At 39.4% G+C, this 21725-nt stretch carries 18 protein-coding genes; 14 read left to right on the forward strand and 4 right to left on the reverse strand.

Features of this window, described 5'->3' with window-relative positions; genetic code table 11:
- Nucleotides 1–309: 309 nt before the first annotated feature.
- The 5 genes from CWD90_RS08795 to CWD90_RS08815 all read left to right on the forward strand — a co-directional run bounded on the left by CWD90_RS08795 (nucleotide 310) and on the right by CWD90_RS08815 (nucleotide 4315).
- A complete protein-coding gene (locus tag CWD90_RS08795; RefSeq protein ID WP_103475571.1) occupies nucleotides 310–1224 on the forward strand; it encodes an alpha/beta hydrolase in 915 nt (304 codons plus the stop codon).
- Between the two features lie 171 nt (nucleotides 1225–1395).
- Nucleotides 1396–1830: a thioredoxin family protein gene (locus CWD90_RS08800; protein WP_103475572.1), complete on the forward strand. Its 435-nt coding sequence runs from the start codon at nucleotides 1396–1398 to the stop codon at nucleotides 1828–1830.
- The gene (locus CWD90_RS08805; RefSeq protein ID WP_239986492.1) at nucleotides 1827–2816 is read left to right on the forward strand and encodes an FAD:protein FMN transferase; all 990 of its coding nucleotides are present in this window, start codon (nucleotides 1827–1829) and stop codon (nucleotides 2814–2816) included. Before CWD90_RS08800 ends, CWD90_RS08805 begins: the two co-directional genes overlap by 4 nt.
- Before the next feature lie 4 nt (nucleotides 2817–2820).
- A complete protein-coding gene (locus tag CWD90_RS08810; RefSeq protein ID WP_103475573.1) occupies nucleotides 2821–3030 on the forward strand; it encodes a DUF4266 domain-containing protein in 210 nt (69 codons plus the stop codon).
- A gap of 7 nt (nucleotides 3031–3037) precedes the next feature.
- Entirely contained in the window at nucleotides 3038–4315 is a 1278-nt protein-coding gene (locus CWD90_RS08815; protein ID WP_103475605.1) for a DUF3570 domain-containing protein, read from the forward strand.
- A gap of 168 nt (nucleotides 4316–4483) precedes the next feature.
- On the opposite strand, the gene CWD90_RS08820 is transcribed toward CWD90_RS08815, so the two are convergent.
- Nucleotides 4484–7510: an aminotransferase class III-fold pyridoxal phosphate-dependent enzyme gene (locus CWD90_RS08820; RefSeq protein ID WP_103475574.1), complete on the reverse strand. Its 3027-nt coding sequence runs from the start codon at nucleotides 7508–7510 to the stop codon at nucleotides 4484–4486.
- A gap of 196 nt (nucleotides 7511–7706) precedes the next feature.
- Between CWD90_RS08820 and CWD90_RS08825 the strand changes: the two genes are divergently transcribed.
- The 9 genes from CWD90_RS08825 (at nucleotide 7707) to CWD90_RS08865 (ending at nucleotide 18395) form a co-directional block, all read left to right on the forward strand.
- Nucleotides 7707–8972: a PQQ-dependent sugar dehydrogenase gene (locus CWD90_RS08825; RefSeq protein ID WP_103475575.1), complete on the forward strand. Its 1266-nt coding sequence runs from the start codon at nucleotides 7707–7709 to the stop codon at nucleotides 8970–8972.
- Between the two features lie 350 nt (nucleotides 8973–9322).
- Entirely contained in the window at nucleotides 9323–9685 is a 363-nt protein-coding gene (locus tag CWD90_RS08830; protein ID WP_157941182.1) for a hypothetical protein, read from the forward strand.
- Nucleotides 9686–10167: 482 nt separating this feature from the next.
- A complete protein-coding gene (locus CWD90_RS08835; RefSeq protein WP_103475577.1) occupies nucleotides 10168–10794 on the forward strand; it encodes a phosphoribosyltransferase in 627 nt (208 codons plus the stop codon).
- A 239-nt stretch (nucleotides 10795–11033) separates the two neighbouring features.
- Nucleotides 11034–12047 carry a TRAP transporter substrate-binding protein gene (locus CWD90_RS08840; protein WP_205161223.1) on the forward strand — a complete coding sequence of 338 codons (1014 nt, stop codon included), beginning with the start codon at nucleotides 11034–11036 and terminating at the stop codon, nucleotides 12045–12047.
- The gene (locus CWD90_RS08845) at nucleotides 12034–12501 is read left to right on the forward strand and encodes a TRAP transporter small permease (protein WP_103475578.1); all 468 of its coding nucleotides are present in this window, start codon (nucleotides 12034–12036) and stop codon (nucleotides 12499–12501) included. The genes CWD90_RS08840 and CWD90_RS08845 overlap by 14 nt, the downstream gene beginning before the upstream one ends.
- Complete coding sequence (locus tag CWD90_RS08850; RefSeq protein ID WP_103475579.1) at nucleotides 12498–13772, forward strand: TRAP transporter large permease; 1275 nt, start codon at nucleotides 12498–12500, stop codon at nucleotides 13770–13772. Before CWD90_RS08845 ends, CWD90_RS08850 begins: the two co-directional genes overlap by 4 nt.
- A 157-nt stretch (nucleotides 13773–13929) precedes the next feature.
- Entirely contained in the window at nucleotides 13930–14973 is a 1044-nt protein-coding gene (locus CWD90_RS08855; protein ID WP_103475580.1) for a Gfo/Idh/MocA family oxidoreductase, read from the forward strand.
- Nucleotides 14974–15305: 332 nt separating this feature from the next.
- Nucleotides 15306–16751: a tagaturonate reductase gene (locus CWD90_RS08860; protein WP_103475581.1), complete on the forward strand. Its 1446-nt coding sequence runs from the start codon at nucleotides 15306–15308 to the stop codon at nucleotides 16749–16751.
- 33 nt (nucleotides 16752–16784) lie between these two features.
- Complete coding sequence (locus tag CWD90_RS08865) at nucleotides 16785–18395, forward strand: UxaA family hydrolase (protein WP_103475582.1); 1611 nt, start codon at nucleotides 16785–16787, stop codon at nucleotides 18393–18395.
- Between the two features lie 60 nt (nucleotides 18396–18455).
- On the opposite strand, the gene CWD90_RS08870 is transcribed toward CWD90_RS08865, so the two are convergent.
- The 3 genes from CWD90_RS08870 to CWD90_RS08880 form a co-directional block, all read right to left on the reverse strand.
- Nucleotides 18456–19493, reverse strand: coding sequence for a LacI family DNA-binding transcriptional regulator (locus tag CWD90_RS08870; protein ID WP_103475583.1), 1038 nt, complete (start codon nucleotides 19491–19493; stop codon nucleotides 18456–18458).
- Between the two features lie 313 nt (nucleotides 19494–19806).
- Nucleotides 19807–20514 (reverse strand): LytR/AlgR family response regulator transcription factor, encoded by a 708-nt coding sequence (locus tag CWD90_RS08875; protein ID WP_103475584.1) that lies wholly within the window; start codon nucleotides 20512–20514, stop codon nucleotides 19807–19809.
- The gene (locus CWD90_RS08880; RefSeq protein WP_239986493.1) at nucleotides 20511–21527 is read right to left on the reverse strand and encodes a sensor histidine kinase; all 1017 of its coding nucleotides are present in this window, start codon (nucleotides 21525–21527) and stop codon (nucleotides 20511–20513) included. The genes CWD90_RS08875 and CWD90_RS08880 overlap by 4 nt, the downstream gene beginning before the upstream one ends.
- Nucleotides 21528–21725: the final 198 nt, after the last annotated feature.

Here is a 21725-nt window from a genome sequence, read left to right on the forward strand (position 1 = left end):
TCCGCTAGCTGCGGAGGAGACGGAAGGGTTTGGAAGCACCGGTCTTTGCGAGCAGACAATAGATTGAGTATGAGTCTACGTCTCAGGATTTCAAACTCCCCTCCAGATAGTTACCTTAGCTTTGAGAGGAGCCACTTGTGTGATTTCTCTCTATCGATCGAAATGACTGCAGGGGTCACTTCGACAGAGTCCCTTTTTTGGGACTACCGTTAGTTTTTAAATCGTTTTCAACACCTTATTAAAACATAAAATCTCCTAGTTTAACCATATTTTCTATCTTTAGCCTTATCAACCTATTTTAAAGATATAATGAAATTATTCATTTTCCTTTTTAGCTGTTTAATTACTATGACCACTTTCGCTCAAAACACTATACTCCCGATTTGGCCCAACGATATTCCCAACTCTATAAAAACTGACGAAAAAGAGGAAGTCGTTAGTGCGGACATCATAAGAATAGCTAAGGTGCAGGTACCACAAATAGAAGTATATCTACCAGCTAAAAAAATAGCGACCGGACAGGCAGTTTTAATTTTTCCAGGAGGCGGCTATAGTAAACTGGCCTATGATTGGGAGGGTACCGATTTTGCAAAATTGCTGAACGCCAAGGGCATTGCCGGCATTGTAGTAAAATATCGTTTACCAAGTTCAAAATCACAAACAGAAATACACAAAGTACCCCTACAAGATGCGCAACGCGCTTTAAGGACGGTTCGTTCCAAAGCAGCAGAATGGAATATTGATCCAGATAAAATTGGTATTTTAGGTTTTTCCGCAGGAGGTCATTTAGCCTCTACTTTAGGCACCCACTATAATGAAGAAGTGTATCCCAAAAAAGATGCTATTGATAACCTAAGTGCGCGACCCGACTTTATGACTCTTGCCTATCCCGTAATTACTATGGGGGAACCAAATACACATGGTGGTTCCAGAAAGAAATTATTAGGGGAAAACCCATCCCAAAAAATGGTTGATCATTTTTCCAATGAATTACAAGTTACCGCAGATACCCCACCAACTTTTCTATTGCATGCCACTGACGACCCGGGAGTTCCCGTAGAAAACAGTCTTTTGTTCTATGCGGCACTAAGGAAAAATAAGGTTCCGACAGAAATGCATATCTATCCAACAGGGGGCCACGGTTTTGCCTTGGGCTTACAGGACCCACATTTGGCCACCTGGACAGATCAATGGGTCGGCTGGTTGAACAGTTTAAATAATTAATTCCATATACTTTTAAAATAAACTATTCCTAATTAAGTAGCGTCAGTATTTACGGCAAGAAACAGTCCAAAAGTTTGTAAGGAAATAACTTATACCCGACAATATCTAAGTACAGATATTATATCTTGACATGCCCATAAAACTATACCTTTATAACTAAAACATTCTGGAATGAAGAAGTGGACTTTAATTATGGCTCTTTTATTTTCTGGTCTTAGTACTGCCCAAAAATGGGAAAGCGATTGGTCGACAGCAGTTGCTATGGCTAAAGAAAATCACCAGAATGTGCTTTTGGTCTTTTCTGGTTCCGATTGGTGTGCCCCCTGTATTAAGCTAGATAAAAGTATTTGGCAGTCCGTAGAGTTTCAGGAATATGCCAAAGACCACTGGACAATGCTAAGGGCAGATTTCCCAAGAAAGAAAGCTAATCAACTCCCTGATGCGCAAAAGGATAAAAATGCCCAACTCGCAGAAAAATATAATAAAAATGGATATTTCCCATTGGTTTTGGTATTGGACTCAAATGGAAATATATTAGGTCAAACCGGATTCAAAAATATTTCTGTTAAGGAATATATTGCACTTTTAAAATCGTTCGAAGGTTGAAAAACCCTATAATATTAGCGATTGCCTTTTTGGTTCATTGCACCTTTTTTTCTCAAGAATTGGTACAAAGACGAACCACAAAATTAATGGGAAGTAGGTTCGATATTACATTGGTTGCGAAGGATGAATCTACCGCTAACATTTATATAGATAATGCCATTGAAGAAATTAGTAGGATTGAAAAGTTGATTTCCTCATGGAACCCTACCTCACAAACCTCTGAAATTAATAAAAATGCTGGCATATCCCCAGTAAAAGTAGATCAAGAATTAATTGATCTTATTGAACGGTGTATCACCATCTCCAAAATTACCGATGGTGCTTTCGATATAAGTTATGCCTCTATTGATAAGGTTTGGAAATACGATGGCAGCATGACCGAAATGCCTTCTAAAGAAGCCATAGAAAATTCTGTTGCCAAGATAGGGTACCAAAACATTGTCCTGGATAAGAAAACACAAACCGTATTTCTAAAATTGGAAGGCATGAAAATAGGTTTCGGGGCCATTGGAAAAGGATATGCAGCCGATAAGGTTAGGACCATGTTAAAAGCGGAAGGCGTAAAGGCCGGAATCATAAATGCCTCAGGGGATCTAACCACATGGGGGAAACAGCCCGATGGCACGGATTGGATGGTGGGCATTACCAACCCTCTTAACAAAGACAACATATTCTCCTGGTTCCCGGTATATAATGCGGCCGTTGCAACATCAGGCAATTATGAGAAGTTCGTCACTTTTAACGACATAAAATACAGCCATATTATCGACCCAAGAACAGGATACCCTTCCACTGGTATTCTAAGTGTTACTATATTTGCTCCTAGTGCGGAATTATGTGATGCCTTGGCAACTTCTGTTTTTATAACTGGAGTGGAAACGGGCCTAAATATCATAAATCAAATAAAAGGGGTGGAATGCATTATTATAGATGATGAAAGCAACATACACACTTCCAAAAATATTGAACTCAACAAAACACAATAGCATTATGCGACAATTATTCATTCTACTTATTTGCATTTTATCGCTATCCTCCTGCGTTGCCGTCAGGGAATATGACAAAGTATACCTCAATGACGAAGAAATGATTTTGGCCACCAAAAGCCTGGAACGCTTTGAAACAAATTTTCAAGTTTATCGAGAAGCTGCCGCGGGTGCCAATGGTGGCAAAACAGGTGGTGGATGTGGATGTAATTAAAAAGAAAATGAAGAAATTAGGATTTATATTGTTTTTTGGATTGATTTCTTGGAATGGATTTTCCCAAGGAAACAATCTGGAATATGTTAAGAAGGTCTTGGAAACCCCTGAAGTGGAGCTGCTGTATAGTTATTATAGTCAAGATGGGGACAACGCTGCAGTAACAGGCGGGGAGGGAACAGAAAAATTAACGGATATGACCCCGACTATTATTGTAAGTATCCCAATAGGAGAAAATAATGTTTTAACCTTGGATGCCGGAATATCTGCCTATACCTCAGCCTCAACTAGCAATGTAAATCCGTTTGATGGAAATAAAACAGCCAGTCCTTGGGTAGCCTCTTCGGGCGCATCCAAAAGTGATGCCCTAACCTATTTTCACCCAACCTTTACCCATAGTTCCAAGGACCGAAATAATATCTTTAGTGGTAACATTGCGGTGTCGGCCGAATACGATTACTTTTCTTTGGGTTTCGGTGGCGGCTATACCCATCTTATGAATGAAAAAAATACGGAATTGGGAATTAGTGGACAGGTATATTTGGATACCTATAAACCCCAATACCCTATTGAACTTCGCGAAGGTTTTTTTGATAATAGAATAACAGGTACGGGAACCTATTCGCCCCTATTTAATGATTTTAATGACTTAAATAGAAACTCCTATTCCCTTTCCCTAAATTTTTCCCAGATTATCACTAAACGCTTCCAAGCGTCTCTTTCACTGGATTTTGTGCTTCAGGATGGATTACTTTCCACTCCACACCAAAGGGTTTATTTACAGGATAGGAATGATTTTTTTATAGAGGATTTTCAATTGGCGGACAATGTTGAATTATTGCCTACTTCCAGATTTAAATTGCCAGTTGGCGGAAGGCTTTCATACTACATTAACGATCTTATGAGTCTTCGCGCTTATTTTAGATATTATTATGACGACTGGGGAATTACCGCTTATACCGGAAGTTTGGAAATTCCCATAAAAATATCGGAAAAGTTTACGGTATATCCTATGTACCGCTATTACACCCAGACGGCCTCTGATTATTTTTATGCCAAGGAAACGGCTTTGTCAACATATCAATACTACACCTCGGATTATGACCTTTCGGCTTTTAACAGCAACCAATACGGCTTTGGCGTTACCTACAAGGATATTTTTACACAGTCCAAAGTGTGGAAGTTTGGCTTAAAAAGCATTAGTTTTAGGTTTAACCAATACGAAAGAACCACAGGGTTAAGTGCCAGCATATTTGAATTGGGTGCCAAGTTTATAATGGATTAGGATTTGGTGAAACCAACTCAGCATTTTTTGAAGTCCGTCCTATAGAATAAATTTCCACAAACACTCTTTAGGAGTTCCCTCCCCTTGGGGGAGAGCCCGCCCGACTTTAGGCGGGGTTAGGGTGGGGACCTATATGAAGCGAATAAACATTCCAAACCAAAAATTTGATTATATTTTCATAAAATCCTCGGCCAAAATTTTTCTTAGGTAAAAAATAAGTTCTTCGGCATTTTCTTGAGAAAAGACCATAGGAGGCTTAATCTTTAATACGTTGTGGTCTGGGCCATCCGTACTCATAAGGATACCATGATCTTTCATACGGTTGGCCAAATAATCGGTCTGGGCCGCCAAAGGGTCCATTTGGCCATTTACCAACTCTATTCCCAAGAAAAGTCCTTGCCCCCTGACATTCCCAATAATGGGGAACTCTTTCGCCAGAGTTCCTAGTTCCTGTTTCAAGTACGTTCCAACTACCAAGGCATGTGCTTGCAGCTTCTCCCGTTTCACCACCCTCAAAACCTCGGCACCAATGGCACAGGAAACTGGATTGCCCCCAAAGGTGTTGAAATATTCCATGCCATTGGCAAATTTTTCGGCTACTACATGGGTACACGCCACCGCAGCCAAGGGATGTCCGTTGCCTAGTGGTTTCCCTATGGTCACAATATCGGGTACCACCCCGTGCAATTGAAAGCCCCAAAAGGTGGTTCCCATACGGCCACAACCCACTTGCACCTCATCTGAAATACAGAGTCCGCCCGCTTCCCTAATATATTGATAGGCTTTTGCCAAGAATCCCTCCGGTAATTCTATCTGTCCCCCACAGCTAATGATAGGCTCTATGATAAAGGCCCCTACTCTTCTTCCCTTGGCCTGTATATTCTCTATTTGCTTTTTAACCTCCATGGCGTATTGCTCCCCCGTATTTTCTCCCCGGTACTTCCCTCTATAGGCATCGGGAAGTGGAAAAATATGGGTGTGGTCAGGTGCTCCATGTCCTCCTTTACCATCAAACTTATACGAACTGATATCGATACACATATTGGTATTGCCATGATAGCCCACCTCAGAGGCAATTATGTCGCGCTGTCCGGTAACGGCCTTTACCATTCGGATCGCCAACTCGTTGGCCTCACTACCGGAATTCACAAAATGGAGCACGCTTAATTCTGGTGGCAGGGTCTCCAATAGTTCTTTGGCCAGCTCATTTATATTTTCGTGCAAATACCGACTATTGGTATTGATCAAAGCCATTTGTTCCTGTCCCGCCCTTACTACCGCTGGATGTTCATGTCCCACATGGGCCACATTGTTTACGGTATCCAAGTACTTCCTTCCATATTGGTCCATTAGGTACTGCCCTGCACCCCGAACCATTTTAATGGGCACCTTGTACTGTAGGCTTAAACTTTTTCCCAAATGCTGTTTTCTATAGGCAATGATATCCGTATTGGAAACCGACCCTTCCCGGGCCAAGGCCATTGTCTTGAACAACATATTAGGGTCCGGACAAAGGCTTCTCCATAGGTCGATCTGACTGTAATAGCCTACTCCAGGGAAATCAATTTTAAAATCGAGCATGGAAAGCATGATCTGAAAATGCAGGTGTGGGGCCCAATTGCCATTCTCAGAACAACTGCCCAGAACACCTATTTCTTCTCCTGCCTTTAGCCACGTGCCAACCTTATGCCGGGTAGCACTGTCCACCGATAAATGTCCGTAAAGGGTATATAACTCCAATCCTTCCTCCTTATGCCTTAAAATTACCAGTCCGCCGTATTCCTTATCCCCGGCATCGTTGGTTGCTGTAACCACTTCCCCATCAAAATGGGCATGTACCGGTGTAGCCGCTGGCAACCAAAAATCGACCCCCAAGTGGATGCTTCTACTTTCCCTTCCCTTGTTCCCTATCTTATCATAGGACGAAGCAGTATAGATAGGCCGGGGCTCAAAATAGCCTCCAGCCACTATTTTGGAAGGATGTTCTCCCTGTAGTTTATCAAGTTTATACTGAAAATAGTCCAGGTCGTTAAAATCTTTTTCATGCCCTATCCATTTACTGGACACACTTAAATCTAAGGGATGTATTGTATTGGAACCTATAGTGGGAAAAAGTCTTTCCAGGGAAAAGGCATGCCTCTTCGTCCACTCCGAGAATTCTTCTTCCTTGGGATGGGCGGTATATCCACATGCTTCCCTAAAACTAAAATGGGCCAAATCCCCATTTATGTCCCTCCATTTTCCAAGCAGCTCCCAGGCCGGTTCTTCGCTGATCAACAGATATTTATTGTCCGGCTCCTTCTTTTTATTGATGGCCGATTTGGTTACGGAAATCACCAATCGCATGGCGATGGCCATATACAAATGTTCCAGTTCCGTTTCTTCCAAAGGAAAGGCTTGATGATAGCCCCGTACAATGGGCAATGCGGCCTCCAATGGATCATTATGCCCCATAATGGCATAGGCACAGGCTATGGCCAGGTCGTTAATTATCTGCGTATACACCGAATCCCCGAAATCTATGGCCGAGACCACTTTGGGATCGATCAGGTCTTGTGAAACAATAACATTATTGTCATTGGCGTCATTGTGTACCACTGCCTTCCGCAACTGGGAATAACTGGACTGTGACTGCTTAAACTGGTCCTGAAAATAGGAGACAATCTCTTTATGCTCACCGTCAAAGAGGTGGAGATAGGCAATGGCCCAACTTCCCTGGGCCACATCCCAGACAAATTCCCGATGGGCCTCGGGATGATCAAAACCTTGCAAAGCCTGGGTAAGTCTTCCACATTGCTCACCCAAACTGTAACGTAGCTCATCCAACTGGGGGTTCACCCCACTCCAGACCCGGCCTGATACCCAGGACAGAAGGCGCACCTTCCTGATTTGCCCAAAATCATCCTTAATTTCAGAAATTAAATTCCCCTGCCTATCCGGAATGACCTCGGGGGAGGTTAAATCCTTGCCGTGTTCGCTGGCGTAAAGCAACAATTTCTGCTGAAAGTCCAAATAATCCCCGTTCTCGTTGGGGCGGGAGACTTTTAAAATATACTGCTGCCCATCCACTGCATCGATCTTAAAATTAAAATCGATTTCCCCGGGCAGCGTTTTTGCACTACCCTGAATATTAAAGTTTTCAGAGGCAATTTTTATGGCCTGATCTGCAGTTATTCTAATCTTGCTATATTCCATTTATTTTATCCTACAATATTGAACTCTCCCATGAATCAATAAACTAACTACCAAAATAAGGATATTATAGTCATGTGTCCTTGGACTTAAAAATAAAAATACTACATCAATTACGAGACTGTTTTAAATTTTTCACTTAAAAATAATATTGATATGCTATCTTTAGATCATAATCAAACTTTACCAAAACGTATCCATGAAAAAATTTATTTCCCGCCCTTTATTACCTTTATTATTGATGATTGTTATAATGGGCTTAACCACTCAGTGCAAGCAGAATTCAAAAAATAAAAAAGTTGCTGTAATAAATGAAACTAACATTGCAATTCCTGAAGGATTTTCCATAGAGGTTGTTGCCGAGGATCTAGGTAATCTAAGACATATGACCGTTTCAAAAAATGGCGATATTTATGTTAATAGATCTAAACTAAAGGATGAAAAGGCTATTGTGCTTTTAAAGGATAACGACCAAGACGGAAAAATTGATGAACAAAAACAATTTGGCAATCTCCCGGGAACAGGGATGTTGATTAAGAATGGATACTTATATTCCTCATCCAATTCTGGTGTCTACCGCTATAAATTAAATGGAAAGGAAGAAATAATAGATATTGAAAATCCTGAGAATATTGTAGACGGATTAGCGGACATGGGTCGTGACAATGCAAAATCGTTTGTAATGGACGACAATTCCAACCTGTATGTCACCATTGGCTCCTGGAACGATTCCTGTCGTGAAGAAGGTACTGGAAACGGTATTATGCCATGTGCCATCCTAGATTCTGCAGGAGGAATATGGCAATTCAAGGCCGATAAATTGAATCAGTCCCTAACCGATGGCAAACGCTATGCCACTGGGGTTAAAAATGCAGTAGCTACTGCGTGGAACAATAAGACCAATACTTTATTTGCGGCAGTACACGGTCGCGGTGCTTTTCATGATTTCTATCCAGATTACTACACCGCTAAACACAGTGCAGAGCTTCCGGCCGAAACATTATATGAATTACATGACGGTGATGATGCCGGTTGGCCCTATATCTATTATGATCAATTTAAGAAAAAGAAAATGCTTTCTCCTGAATATGGGGGTGATGGGGAAAAAACCGCTGGGGAAAATGCCATAGATCCCGTATTGGCCTTTCCTGCCCATTTAGCACCAAATGATCTTCTTTTTTATACCGGAAATATGTTCCCTGAAAAATATAAAAATGGGGCATTTATTGCGTTTCATGGACAGTCACCAGAGCTAAAGGAAGGTTATTTCGTAGCCTTTGCCCCTTTTAAGAATGGTAAACCAGATGGGACTTGGGAAATTTTTGCAGATAACTTTTCTGGTATCGACCTGGCAAATCCCACTGGTCCAATACAGCATAGACCCTGTGGCTTGGCACAAGGTCCCAATGGAGAACTTTATGTAAGTGAGGATTTAAAAGGTACGATATTCAAAATAACCTATTAATCGTTACATGACCAAGATAGATATCGCCTAGCATCTCCAAGTTTTATAACACAAAGGGGGACATATGTAATTGTGCGAAAATTAAAGTAAAATCCACAAAATTGTACATCTACTAATCCTTCAAGTAACTTAATACAATAGTTTCAAAGATTGGAAAATAATTAAATCCCTTCAGATGTTGATCTTTAGGGATTTTTTATGCCTGAATTTTGAATCTTATTACTTCCTTTTACATCCCCGGTACCGTATTTTTAAGAAAATCTTAAGATGGAGTTATCTAAATAATTTGTTATTTTTCCCCTGAAAAAATGCATTATCAATTAATTATTTCAAAAAAATCAACAATAACTATGAAAACAACTATTGCACTTCTTTCTATTTTTTGTTCATTAAATTTGGCTCAGGCCACAAATACACCAAAATTTGATGATATAGTAATCGGCTCGGAATTAATGATCGGAGTTCCGTCAGCTAATTTATATGAGCATATAAAATTACCTAGAATGAATTTTATAATAAAGAAGGGTGGTATTCCCAATTATAAAACGCTATTAGAAAGCAAAGTGGTCGTTTCCGATATGAAGGAGATGCCCGATGGCAGAAAGGTGGTATACTTAAAAAGGAAAAATGGAAAACGATTTTTTAATAGCCACAGCTATATAAAAGCTGAACTCCAAGAGGCCATAACATCGGAAGAACTTGTTAGGCTTTAGAAGATCTCAATTTGCTTTTAGGCAGCCCTAATCCAAGGTGTTGTCAAGCGACAACATAATAACTACCAATATTAAAAACCCTTATTCATAAGGGTTTTTTTATTATCGCAATTGTTTGATGAATACGTTTTGAAATTCAATAAACCCTTGCCTTAATACCTATAATTTCTATTCCCCAACCTCCTTAAATATAAAGGCTATTTTGTATCTTACTATAATTCATATCGTATCATATTGTTTGGCCAAGGAAATGGAAGTAATACTTAGAAACAAATAAGGGGGCATTCAAACTGCTACATTGGTTCTAATTAAGGACGGAAAGCGTAGCATAAATATTCAAATCCTGTTCAAAATTATTCTATTAACTATAAAGATTGATTTCCAAAGCCAAATAAGAATCACAAGATACCAAGGTGCTTTTTCTACACTATTATGGGGACAGTAAGGGACTAAGAATTGATTGATAACTTAAAAAGATAGAAATGTTTAAGGACAGAATGGATGCAGGACTACAACTAGCTAAAAAGTTAAGCTTATATAAAGACAAAGAAAACATAGTGATTTTGGCAATTCCTCGTGGTGGACTACCTCTAGGAGCCATTGTAGCCAAATCTTTGAATGCTCAACTGGATGTTGCCCTTTCAAAAAAAATCGGCCATCCTTTTAATAAGGAATTCGCCATTGGGGCAGTTAGTCTAGACAACATTATACTGGATGATAACACTAAAATCTCAATTGGTTATATTGAAAAAGAATCGAAACGACTTCGGGAAAAACTAAAAAAAAGGCAGAACCAATATTTCAAAAATAGGTCTCCCCAAAGCCTAAAGGACAAAATCGCAATCATAATAGATGATGGCATAGCCACCGGAAACACCATTCGTGTTACAGCACAATTAGTTTATGAACAAAAGCCGGAAAAAATAGTGGTAGCAATACCCGTGGCTCCCAAATCGACCGTACAAAAATTAAGGGCTACTTCATATATTGACGAAGTGGTTTGTCTGGAAATACCTTTTAATTTTCAGGCGGTAGGTCAGTTTTATATGAATTTCGATCAAGTATCGGACGAAGAGGCCATTAAAATTTTGGATGATTTCCACGCCTAATTGGAGTGACATCTAACCTGGGTCATTTTTTTGTTAGATTTGCAATCTATTATGGCAACAAATTAAATACCTCTTTAAATTGCGAGAGCATTCCTCCAATTTTCGTTTACATGAATTTTCCCTTTCGAAAAACTACTCCTAAGACAGTATCTCCAACCTTGCCGTCCTCCTTTAACTTTTATGGCTGTTAAATCTAAATAGCTATATTTATAAGGAATATTTATTATAGGACCAATACCATGAAAAATCCACCTCGGATGGCCTCTTTCTTTGCGACAATAATAGTGCCTATATTCTCCATATTCCTATTCAGCAGTTGCGAACCTCAAAAAAAGGAACCCGAATTTTTAATGCGAGCCGCACTTTTGGTCAATGAAGACCATGCATGGCACAAGGCCTTCGCTTATTTCTCAAAAATTGTGGGGGAACGCTCTAAAGGTCGCATCAAGATAGAAATCTATCCATCGGAACAGTTAGCCAAGGAAATCGAAGCCATTCGACTTATACAGGCCGAGGTAATAGATATGACCACCACCGGATCTACTTTGACCAATTGGTTTGAAGTGGCTACATTCTGCGAGCTGCCCTTTTTAATGAAGGATTCCACTGATATGAATCGTTATATTAATGGTCCCGTCGGGAAATTAATGGAAGAGGAAATGATCAAAAAGGCAGGTTTACGCTCCCTCGGCCATTTTGAACGGGGTCCACGGCACTTAACATCAAATAGACCAATACGACATCCCGATGACCTAAAGGGGCTGATCGTTAGGGTTCCCAATGTCCCCGCATTTGTTACAACATGGAGTGCACTTGGAGCAAAACCCACCCCAATGGCCTTTTCCGAAGTATTTACGTCCCTGCAGCAAGGCACGATCGAAGCCCAGGAAAATCCGTTCGCCATGATCCATAACGCCGGTTTCTCCGAAGTACAGAAATACCTCAACTTAACTGGCCATGTCATAAGTTGGGTGTACCCCGTTGTGGGTGAAAAGCAATTTCAAAAGCTTCCCCCGGACCTACAGGAAATCTTGCTGCAGGCCGGCAAAGAAATGCAGGCCTATGAACATCATCTCTATTTAGAAAACGAAAAAAACGTACAAGAAGAATTAAAGGCTGAGGGCATGCAATTTATAGAAGTGGACAAAGAAGCCTTTGCTAAAAAAAGTGAAAGGGCCATTTATGAAAGCCTCTCTCCTGATATGCAGAAAATATATCGCGAACTCAAAGAAATAAAAGATGATGCTAAATAAAACGGTCGGTCGCATCCTAAAAATAGGCACTTTATTAAGTACATGGGGCCTTATATTAACTGTCCTGCTTCAAATAGTTTGTCGTTTTACACCCTTCAACACTCCCCCTTGGACCGAGGAGGCTTCACGTATTTTCTTTATCTATGCCATGTCGTTCGCTGCAGGTCTGGCCATGAAAAATGAATTCTATGTGCATTTGGATATGTTCTATAATCGTTTCCCTGAAAGAATCAAAAAAGTATTAAACTTGGCGATACCCATAATTACTTTGGCGCTATTTGTAGTCATGGCTATATATTCCATTAAATTCATTCCGTTGGGAATACCAGAAAAATCGCCCAGTATGGGCTTTAATATGGGCATAGCTTTCTTTAGCATTTTTATAATGTCGGCCTCCATAAGCTACTACCTCTGGAAAAAAATTCAGAAAATCTTTAAAATCTCTAGACCATGATTTGGATACTCGTCATTGTTTTTATTATTGGTCTAGTGCTTCGCTTTCCTATTGCTTTCGCGCTTGGGCTAGCCTGTTTAAGTTATTTAATCGTCAAAGGGGTGCCTTTGATTATTGTCCCCATGAAAATGTACTCGGGCATAGATGTCTTTGTACTACTTAGTGTCCCAGGATTCATCCTAGCAGGTAACTTGATGAACCGAGGTGGACTTACGGAAAAAATTATAAAATTCTGCAACCATCTTTTAGGGCACATTCGTGGAGGACTTTCGTTGGTGAACATTGGGGCTTCCATGCTCTTTGCCGGAATTTCCGGTACCGCCATTTCGGATACGGCCAGTATGGGATCTATAATGATACCCGCTATGAAAAAAGAAGGATACGACACTGATTTTTCCTGCGCGGTTACCGCAGCCTCCTCCACCATAGGTCCCATAATTCCTCCGAGTGTTCCAATGATTATTGCAGCAACCTTGAGCGGACTGTCCGTGGGCAAATTGTTTTTGGCAGGAGCACTACCTGGCTTGTTACTGGGAGTTGGACTCTTGTTTACCGCTTATTTTATATCCAAACGAAAAAATTATCCAAAACATAAGCGCAGCAGTCTTAGGGATGTGGCGCGCAGTTTTGTGGATACCTTTTGGTCGCTTTTGATGACCTTTATCATCCTTTATGGCATCGTAGGAGGTATCTTCACACCAACGGAAGCCTCGATAATTGCAGTGGTTTACGCCATGATTATAGGTAAATTCGTTTATAAAAAATTAAATTTAAAAAATACTCAGGTCATTATCCTGGATAGCATGAAAACCTCAGCTTCTCTCATGGTCTTGGTGGGTTTCGCCAACCTATTTGGCTATATTTTGATTACGGAGCAAATTCCTCAGAACATATCCAATGAAATCTTGGGCTTTTCAGACAATAAATACGTGGTTTTGTTACTGATCAATCTATTATTGATCATCGTTGGCACCTTTATGGAAACCATAGCGGCCCTACTTATACTTTTTCCAATCTTGTTGAAAGTAGCTGTTGCAGTAGATGTGGACCCTATTCACTTCGCAGTAATTGCCGTCTTGAATTTAATTATAGGCCTGACCACTCCTCCTGTAGGGGTTTGTCTTTTTGTAGCATCAAGTATTGGAAAAATTTCGATTGGGGAAGTCAGTAAAGCTGGACTACCTTTTCTTTTGGTCAGCTTTTTGGTGCTGATTTTGGTCACGTTATTTCCATGGTTCTCCCTAGCCTTGCCAAACTTGTTTATCGATTGATATGTGAACAGTCAGTTAATGTTTAAACCCTGTTTTGAAATTGCAAAAAAATTGATATTTCACGCTCCTAAATGAAACATAAAAGATTTACAAAGGATAATTTCTTAGTCGGTTGTTATCTAAAACCTATAAATTAGTATACTTAAAATTTAAGCCTATGAAACATATTAATACAGCCCTATGCTCTTTTGGAATGAGTGGATACGTTTTTCACGCCCCCTTTATTGATGTACATCCAGAATTTAATTTATACGGGGTTTGGGAAAGAACAAAAAATAACGCCCAAGTCAAATATCCCAATATAAAAACCTTCCGCCGTTTGGAAGAAATGTTGGCAGATGAAAATATAGAATTGGTAGTGGTCAATACCCCAAGCATTACACATTATGATTTTACGAAACAGGCGATAAATTCAGGAAAAAACGTAATCGTTGAAAAACCATTTACTGCGACCCTGGCACAGGCCGAAGAATTGATACAATTGGCCAAGGAAAAAAATGTAACACTTTCTGTTTATCACAATAGAAGGTATGACAGCGATTTTAAAACGGTGAAAAAAATATTGGATGAGGGTTGGATAGGAGAAATTGTAGAGGCTGAGATCCACTATGACCGCTTTGACCCAGGTCTAAGTTACAAGGTACACAAAGAGACCCCAACAGCTGGGGTCGGAAGTTTATATGATCTTGGCTCACATTTAATTGATCAGGCATTGGTATTGTTTGGCATGCCCAAGGCCATATATGCCGATTTGGACACCTTCCGCCCTAATTCCAAAGTGGAAGATTATTTTGATGTGAAGTTGATTTATAGTTCTCATAGGGTAACACTAAAATCCAGTTACTATGTTCGCGAGATTATGCCCGGCAATATTCTGCACGGAACCAAGGGCTCATTTATAAAATCCAAAGCCGATGTACAGGAGGCTGCCCTTCAAGCTGGAAAAATACCAGGCACCCAAAATTGGGGAGCAGAATTGGATAAAGAGAAAGGTCTATTACATACAGAGAAGGATGGTAAAATTATCAGGGAACAAGTCCCTACCTTAGAAGGAGACTATATGGCGTATTACGAAGGTATCTACCAAGCTTTAAGAAATAATAAGTCGGTCCCAGTATCGGCAACAGACGGATTGAACGTGATAAAGGTAATTGAGGCTGCAATTCAAAGCAACAAGGAAAAGAGGGTCGTGGAGTTATAGATAGGAACTAATTTATCAATTTTGATTCAATGCATTAATTACCTCTGTAAATACACTGGTGTTGAAAGGACCCAACAGCTATTTTCAAGTCATGTAGACAGTTGATTTAAGGGAGGGACCTCAAGCTGAATACCTTTTATTTGCTTGGCCCATATTACCATTAATCAAAATAAAACTATCAGAACCAAGGTGGAAAAAATTGGATGTAAAATAATTTATGCTACATTTGTGCAATCGATTACATTATTCACGTGAATTGACCATAAAAGCTTTTAGGCGCATCCCTAAGGTAAATCGGTTCAGGTAATAATAACATTATAAAAAAAAGAAATATGCAACCATTAAACAGAAAAAACGCCAATTTAGAGTTGACCCCACCAATTAAGATTGTGCAATTTGGAGAGGGAAACTTTTTAAGGGCATTTGTAGATTATGCTTTCCAAAAATTAAACCAGAAAGCTAATTTTAATGCGGGCATAGCGGTGGTCCAACCTATTGAAAGAGGTTTGGTGAAAATGCTTAATGACCAGGATGGACTTTATACCTTGTTTTTGAAAGGAGTTCAGAAAGGCAAGGAAACTCAGCATAAAGAGCTAATTACCAACATTGTAAAAGGAATTGACCCTTACAGCAATTTTAAGGACTACTTAAGTTTAGCCAAGGAGGAGGAACTTCAGTTTATTATTTCCAACACCACCGAAGCCGGTATAGCATATGTTGCCACGGACACCTTGGATATGCAACCCCCAAGTTCATTCCCTGCTAAATTAACGGTGCTATTGTATGAACGTTTTAAACATTTTAAAGGTGATTCCAATAAAGGTCTAACCATAATTCCTTGTGAGCTGATCAATAATAATTCCGACACACTTAAGGAAATAATACTAAAATACTCTGATGACTGGAAACTGGGCGAAGATTTCACCACTTGGTTAACCACACATTCCACATTCCACAACACCCTGGTAGATCGTATAGTACCAGGATATCCAAAGGATGAAATTGAGGAGTACAATGCCCAACTATCCTATAAAGACAATTTAATTGTGGCTGCCGAAACGTTTCTACTTTGGGTCATAGAAGGTGATGATAAACTTAAAGAAAAATTACCTTTTCATAAAACCGATCTGGACGTAAAGATTGTAGCTGATATGCAGCCTTATAGAACAAGAAAGGTTCGAATATTAAACGGTGCACATACCGCAATGGTACCTTTTTCCCTTTTATATGGAAACACCACGGTAAAGCAAACCGTAGACAACGCCTTTACAGGCACATTTGTGAATAATGCCATCTTTAATGAAATAAACCATACCCTTCCAATGGCCAAGGAAGAGCTCGACAGTTTTGCGGATGAAGTTTTGGACCGATTTAGGAATCCGTTTATTATTCACAACCTATCAAGTATTGCATTAAATTCAATCTCCAAATTCAAGGTAAGGGTATTACCAAGTTTATTGGAATATGCGGCCATTCACAATAAAATACCTACCAACCTAACCTTCTCCTTCGCTGCCCTAATACGTTTTTATAAAGGAACTTGGAAGGGAGAAAGTTTACCTTTAAATGACAGCGATGAAATAGTGGAGGCCTTTGCCAAAATATGGACATCGAATGATTATTTGGAAGTAGCTAAAAAAACCTTGAGTAATGCAGCCTATTGGGGAGAAGATCTAACTCAGGTTGACCATCTCACGGAAGCAGTGGCCCTAGCCTTGGAGGAAATTGAAACAAATGGAATTGAAGTAGGATTTGCAAATTACAGCAGAAGGTTTTAAACCATTAGAGATAACTATTTTGAAGTCGATAACATGAAAAGTAAAATTATAAGAGTAAATACCTCTGATAACGTTGCCGTTGCATTGGTTAATTTAAAAGCAGGTGAAGTAATTTCATTTGAGGGAAAGGAAATTACTGTGCTATCGGATATCAAATCAAAGCATAAAATTGCCCTACAAAAATTTGAATCCGGAGATCGTATTGTTATGTATAGTGTTCTGGTGGGCAGTGCCAATGGCGTCATAGAAAAAGGGGGTGCTTTAACCACTGAAAATGTAAAACACCAAAGTGAAAAAGTATTTGGAAAAACGGAAACCATAGGTTGGACCGCTCCCAATGTGGAAAAATGGAAAGACAAAACATTTCTTGGTTATCATAGGGAAGACGGACAGGTAGGTACAGAGAACGTATGGCTGTTTTTTCCATTGGTTTTTTGTGAAAACAGGAACATAGAGATCTTAAAGGAAGTCTTTGAAAAAGAGCTTTTAAAACAAAAAGTTAATCCGCATCAAATGTTACTTCGGTCTTTGGTGAACAATAATACTGAAGCAATTGCGGTTGATCCTAATTCAAGCGATGTGTTCAATAATATTGACGTAAAATTCATTACACACCCAGGAGGTTGTGGCGGTATAAGACAAGATTCTGAAAGTTTGGCCAAATTATTGGCAGGTTATGTAAACAATCCTAATGTTGCTGGGGCTACTGTATTGAGTCTGGGTTGCCAAAACCTTCAAATAAGCGTTTTTAAAGAAGCATTAAAGAGCATTAATCCCAACCTGAACAAACCAGTTCTTATTTTTGAACAACAACAAATGGGAACAGTGGATGAAATGTTATCGGCCATTGTCAAGGAGTCCTTTGAAGCCATTAAAAAAGCTAATAATGCAGAACGCAAACCCGCGCCATTATCTAAACTACGGGTTGGTTTGGAATGTGGCGGATCCGATGGTTTTTCAGGGATATCAGCTAATCCCACTTTAGGGGCCGTTTCAGATTTGTTGGCAGCCTTGAACGGTACGGCCATCCTATCAGAATTTCCGGAACTATGTGGAGTAGAACAGGAATTGGTAAACAGATGCGTTGAAGACGATAAGGGCCAAAAGTTTCTAAAGTTAATGCAAGCCTACGAAAAATCTGTAGTAGATGCAGGTTCAGGTTTTGACATGAACCCTTCCCCAGGAAACATTAAAGACGGCTTAATAACCGATGCCATGAAATCTGCCGGAGCTGCAAAAAAAGGAGGCACCTCTCCCATACAAGACGTTCTGGATTATGGCGAATACATTACCAAACCCGGCCTTAACCTCTTGTGTACTCCCGGAAATGATGTGGAAAGTACTACGGCCATGGTAGGTGCAGGAGCCAATGTGGTCTTGTTTACAACAGGGTTGGGAACACCAACAGGAAATCCTATTGCTCCAATTATAAAAGTATCCTCCAATACGGAACTAATGGAAAGAATGCCGGATATAATCGATATCGAAACTGGAGCGGTAATACGAGGTGAAAAAACGATTGAAGAAATGGCAGATGAAATGTTGGAATTTATAATCGACGTAGCCAGTGGAAAAATTCAGACAAAAGCCAAATTATTAAATCAAAATGATTTTATTCCTTGGCGCAGAGGAGTGTCTTTATAATAAGTCAGTCGATTTCCCTGAATATTAAATAATTAAAGGTTGAAGAAATGGAATATTTCTTCAACCTTCTTTATTTTTCAAGGAAGATTTTCTAATAATCAGTTGGGGTGTCAACACCACGTTTTTGGTTATTTTAGTGTCCTCAGTATTGCTTACTTCTTCCAAAAAAACCTGGGCAGCGGTCCTTCCCATCTCCAAAGGAAATTGGTCCACAGTAGAAATGGTCGTAAGTTCCATAAATCGTGTAAAGGGCTCATTGGAAAAACCTACAACGCAAATATCTTCTGGAATCTTAAGTCCACTCTCCTTTATTTTCTGAATAGCTCCTAAGGCAGCAAAATCACTGGAAGAGAATATGGCGTCTGGTGGAGTTTCCATATCCAAAAGAAGCTGCCCTGCCCTTCTCCCATCAGTAACGTTACTCTGAGTCTCAATGACCAAGCTCTCATCAAATTCAATTCCATTATCGGACAAAGCCTGCTTATAACCCAAGTATCTATTCCGAAATATTTCGAAATTACGATCATTGGACAAGTGTGCGATACGCTTACAACCCTGATCCAACAAATGTTTGGTAGCATCATATCCACCTTTAAAATCATCTATAGTTACAGAACTGATCCCTTTAATATCTTTCTTCCTATCAAAAAAGACCAATGGTGTTCCTTTATTTTTTAGAAGTTTATTAAACCCTTTATTTTCCTCCAGATTGGCATTGGAAATAGACATTAATATGCCGTCCACTTGGACATTTACAAGCGAATTTATTTTTTCGTTTTCAATATTTTCCTGGTTATGGGTCTGACAGATTATTACATGGTAACCCTTGGGGTATAATTCTTCCTCTATACCGCGTATAACCGATGAAAAGAAATTACTATCTATTCTAGGAACTATAACGCCAACATTATAACTCTTACCACTTTTTAACGCCAAAGCCAACTTGTTCTGCTCATAATTCATTTCTAGGGCAGTCTCCAAAACTAGCTTGCGTGTATTTAAACTTATTTTGGTATTGTTGTTTAGGGCCCTAGAGACGGTTGCAGCAGTTAGACCAAGTTTTGCCGCTATGTCATATATAGTAGTTTTCTTTTTCATGAATTACTTAACTTGGTTCTTATAACAATACCTCTATTGTTCGCTGAAAATTGATAAATACGTGTGGCCATAAAAAATAGTACGTAAACCACTCATAAGGCAAAATAGGTAACATGTACTATTTTCCGCTACAGGTACCACCTTTAGCCTCTGTTTAAAAGGCATTTTTAGATATAATATTGGCAAGATATAATATTTTAGCAACTCAATTGTAATCGATTGCATCTAAAATATAAAAGAATAAATTGGTGACACTTTGTTTGTTGGTCTTAGATGAAATTGCCCTTCATTAGCCCGATAATACGATTCCCCTTTATTTTAAGTACTTTTCAACAAACTCTTCCCTATAGGCACGCCCAATAGGTATATATTTTTCTTGGTCAAAGAATATACGGTTGCCCGAGACCTTCTCAATTTGTAATGTATTTACAATGTACGATTTATGTACTTGTGCAAATTGATCTGTTGGCAGGGTCTGCAACCAATACCTTAAGGAGTGGGAAGTCAAATGTTTTTTTTCGGAAGTGAAAATTTCGGTGTAGTCCGATTCGGATTGGATATATAAAATATCTGCAGGAGCAATTTTAAGATGCTCGTAGCCCGACTTTATAAAGATTACCTCTGGTGCTGCGGTCTTCCTTTCCAAATCCTGATCCATGGCCGACTTATGTAAAGGCATTGGAATTTTAGAAACGGCCATTACAAATCGTTCAAATGAAAATGGCTTCAACAAATAATCAAGTACATGGTATTCGTAACTTTCCAATGCATATTCTGAAAAGGCCGTTGTCAGAATCACATGTGGTTTCTTGCTCAAAGCCTTTAGGAAATCTATCCCTGAAATCTTGGGTAAATGGATATCCAAAAAAATCAAGTCTATCTCTTCCGTTTTAAGATATTCCATGGCCTTGAGAGCATCGGCGAAGGTGGCCTTAAGCTCCAAACTCTTCAATTCGCCTAAATACTTTTGAAGAACACGCTGTGCTGGCGGTTGGTCCTCGATAATGATACAACGAATCATGAGCTGCCTTTTTTAAGATCAATGCTCAACTTAACGGAATAGGTGGTATCTGTTTCTTCTATTAATAAATTATGGGCTCCAGGATAAATTAGCCCAAGTCGCTTTTTTACGTTTTGTAAACCAATGCCATGGGAAAGATCATCTGTATTGCTTTCACGGCGAAAGGAATTGGCACATTCAAATTGCAACACGCCATTTTCCGCTACATTGATATCTACACTAATAAAAATATCCTCCGACTGGCTTGCTGTACTATGTTTAAAGGCATTTTCCACAAATACTGTCAAGATTAAAGGTGCAATTCGGTATCCTGACCCTATAATATTAGTTTTAAAGTCGACAGTCCCCCGATTTTCAATTTGAAGTTCACTTAATTGGGTATAGTTTTTCAAGTGCTCTAATTCCTTTGACAAGGGCACGTACTTTTCCTTACAGTCATACAACATATACCTCAATACCGAAGATAGTTCCAAAATAATCGTAGGTGTTTTAGGGGAGTTGTCAATGGCGTAAGAATAAAGGTTGTTCAAGTTATTAAACAAAAAATGGGGATTGATCTGTGACTTTAAAAATTGCAGCTCATTTTCCTGTGCCGAAGTCCTTAATTTTTCCACTTCATTTTGAGAACTTATGGCATCCCAGGCAAACTTAAATCCAGACAAAATTGCAATTACCGGTAAAACATCGAAGATTGCATAATAAATCCCAGGAACAATTCTTGCTCTTTTGGTACCAGGATAAAAAACCAGTTCCAAAAGTTCTTCTGCCCATATCACTCCAAACAACACTAATACAACCAGCCCTAAAAACTGCCAATATTTTTGTCGGTATAAAAACCTGGGCATCAGAAAGTAAGTGATAAAAGCAGCAAAAATAATATACAGCAGAAAGAAAACCAATTGGGCAAAGGTAATTCCTGGATTATTCTTATCGAAGGAATAGAAAAGCAGCACCAGGATATGGAGCACGACTTGAAAGAATAGTTCCTTTCTGGAAATCATGGCTTTTTTCATACATCAAATCTAAACTATTGCGCGCATTTCATAAAATAGAGGTGTCCCAACGGCAGAAATAAGCCCCTAAACGGCGTAGGCCTAACATAAAAACCTTGACTGTCGTTCATTGGAATACTTTTGTCGTTCACAGAAAATACCCCAACTTCTAAATAAAAAAGTGAATATTTGTAAATCTTACAATTCCAATAGAACATA

The sequence above is a fragment of the Arenibacter catalasegens genome (genome assembly GCF_002909235.1).
In the GTDB taxonomy this organism is placed as follows: Bacteria; Bacteroidota; Bacteroidia; order Flavobacteriales; family Flavobacteriaceae; genus Arenibacter; species Arenibacter catalasegens.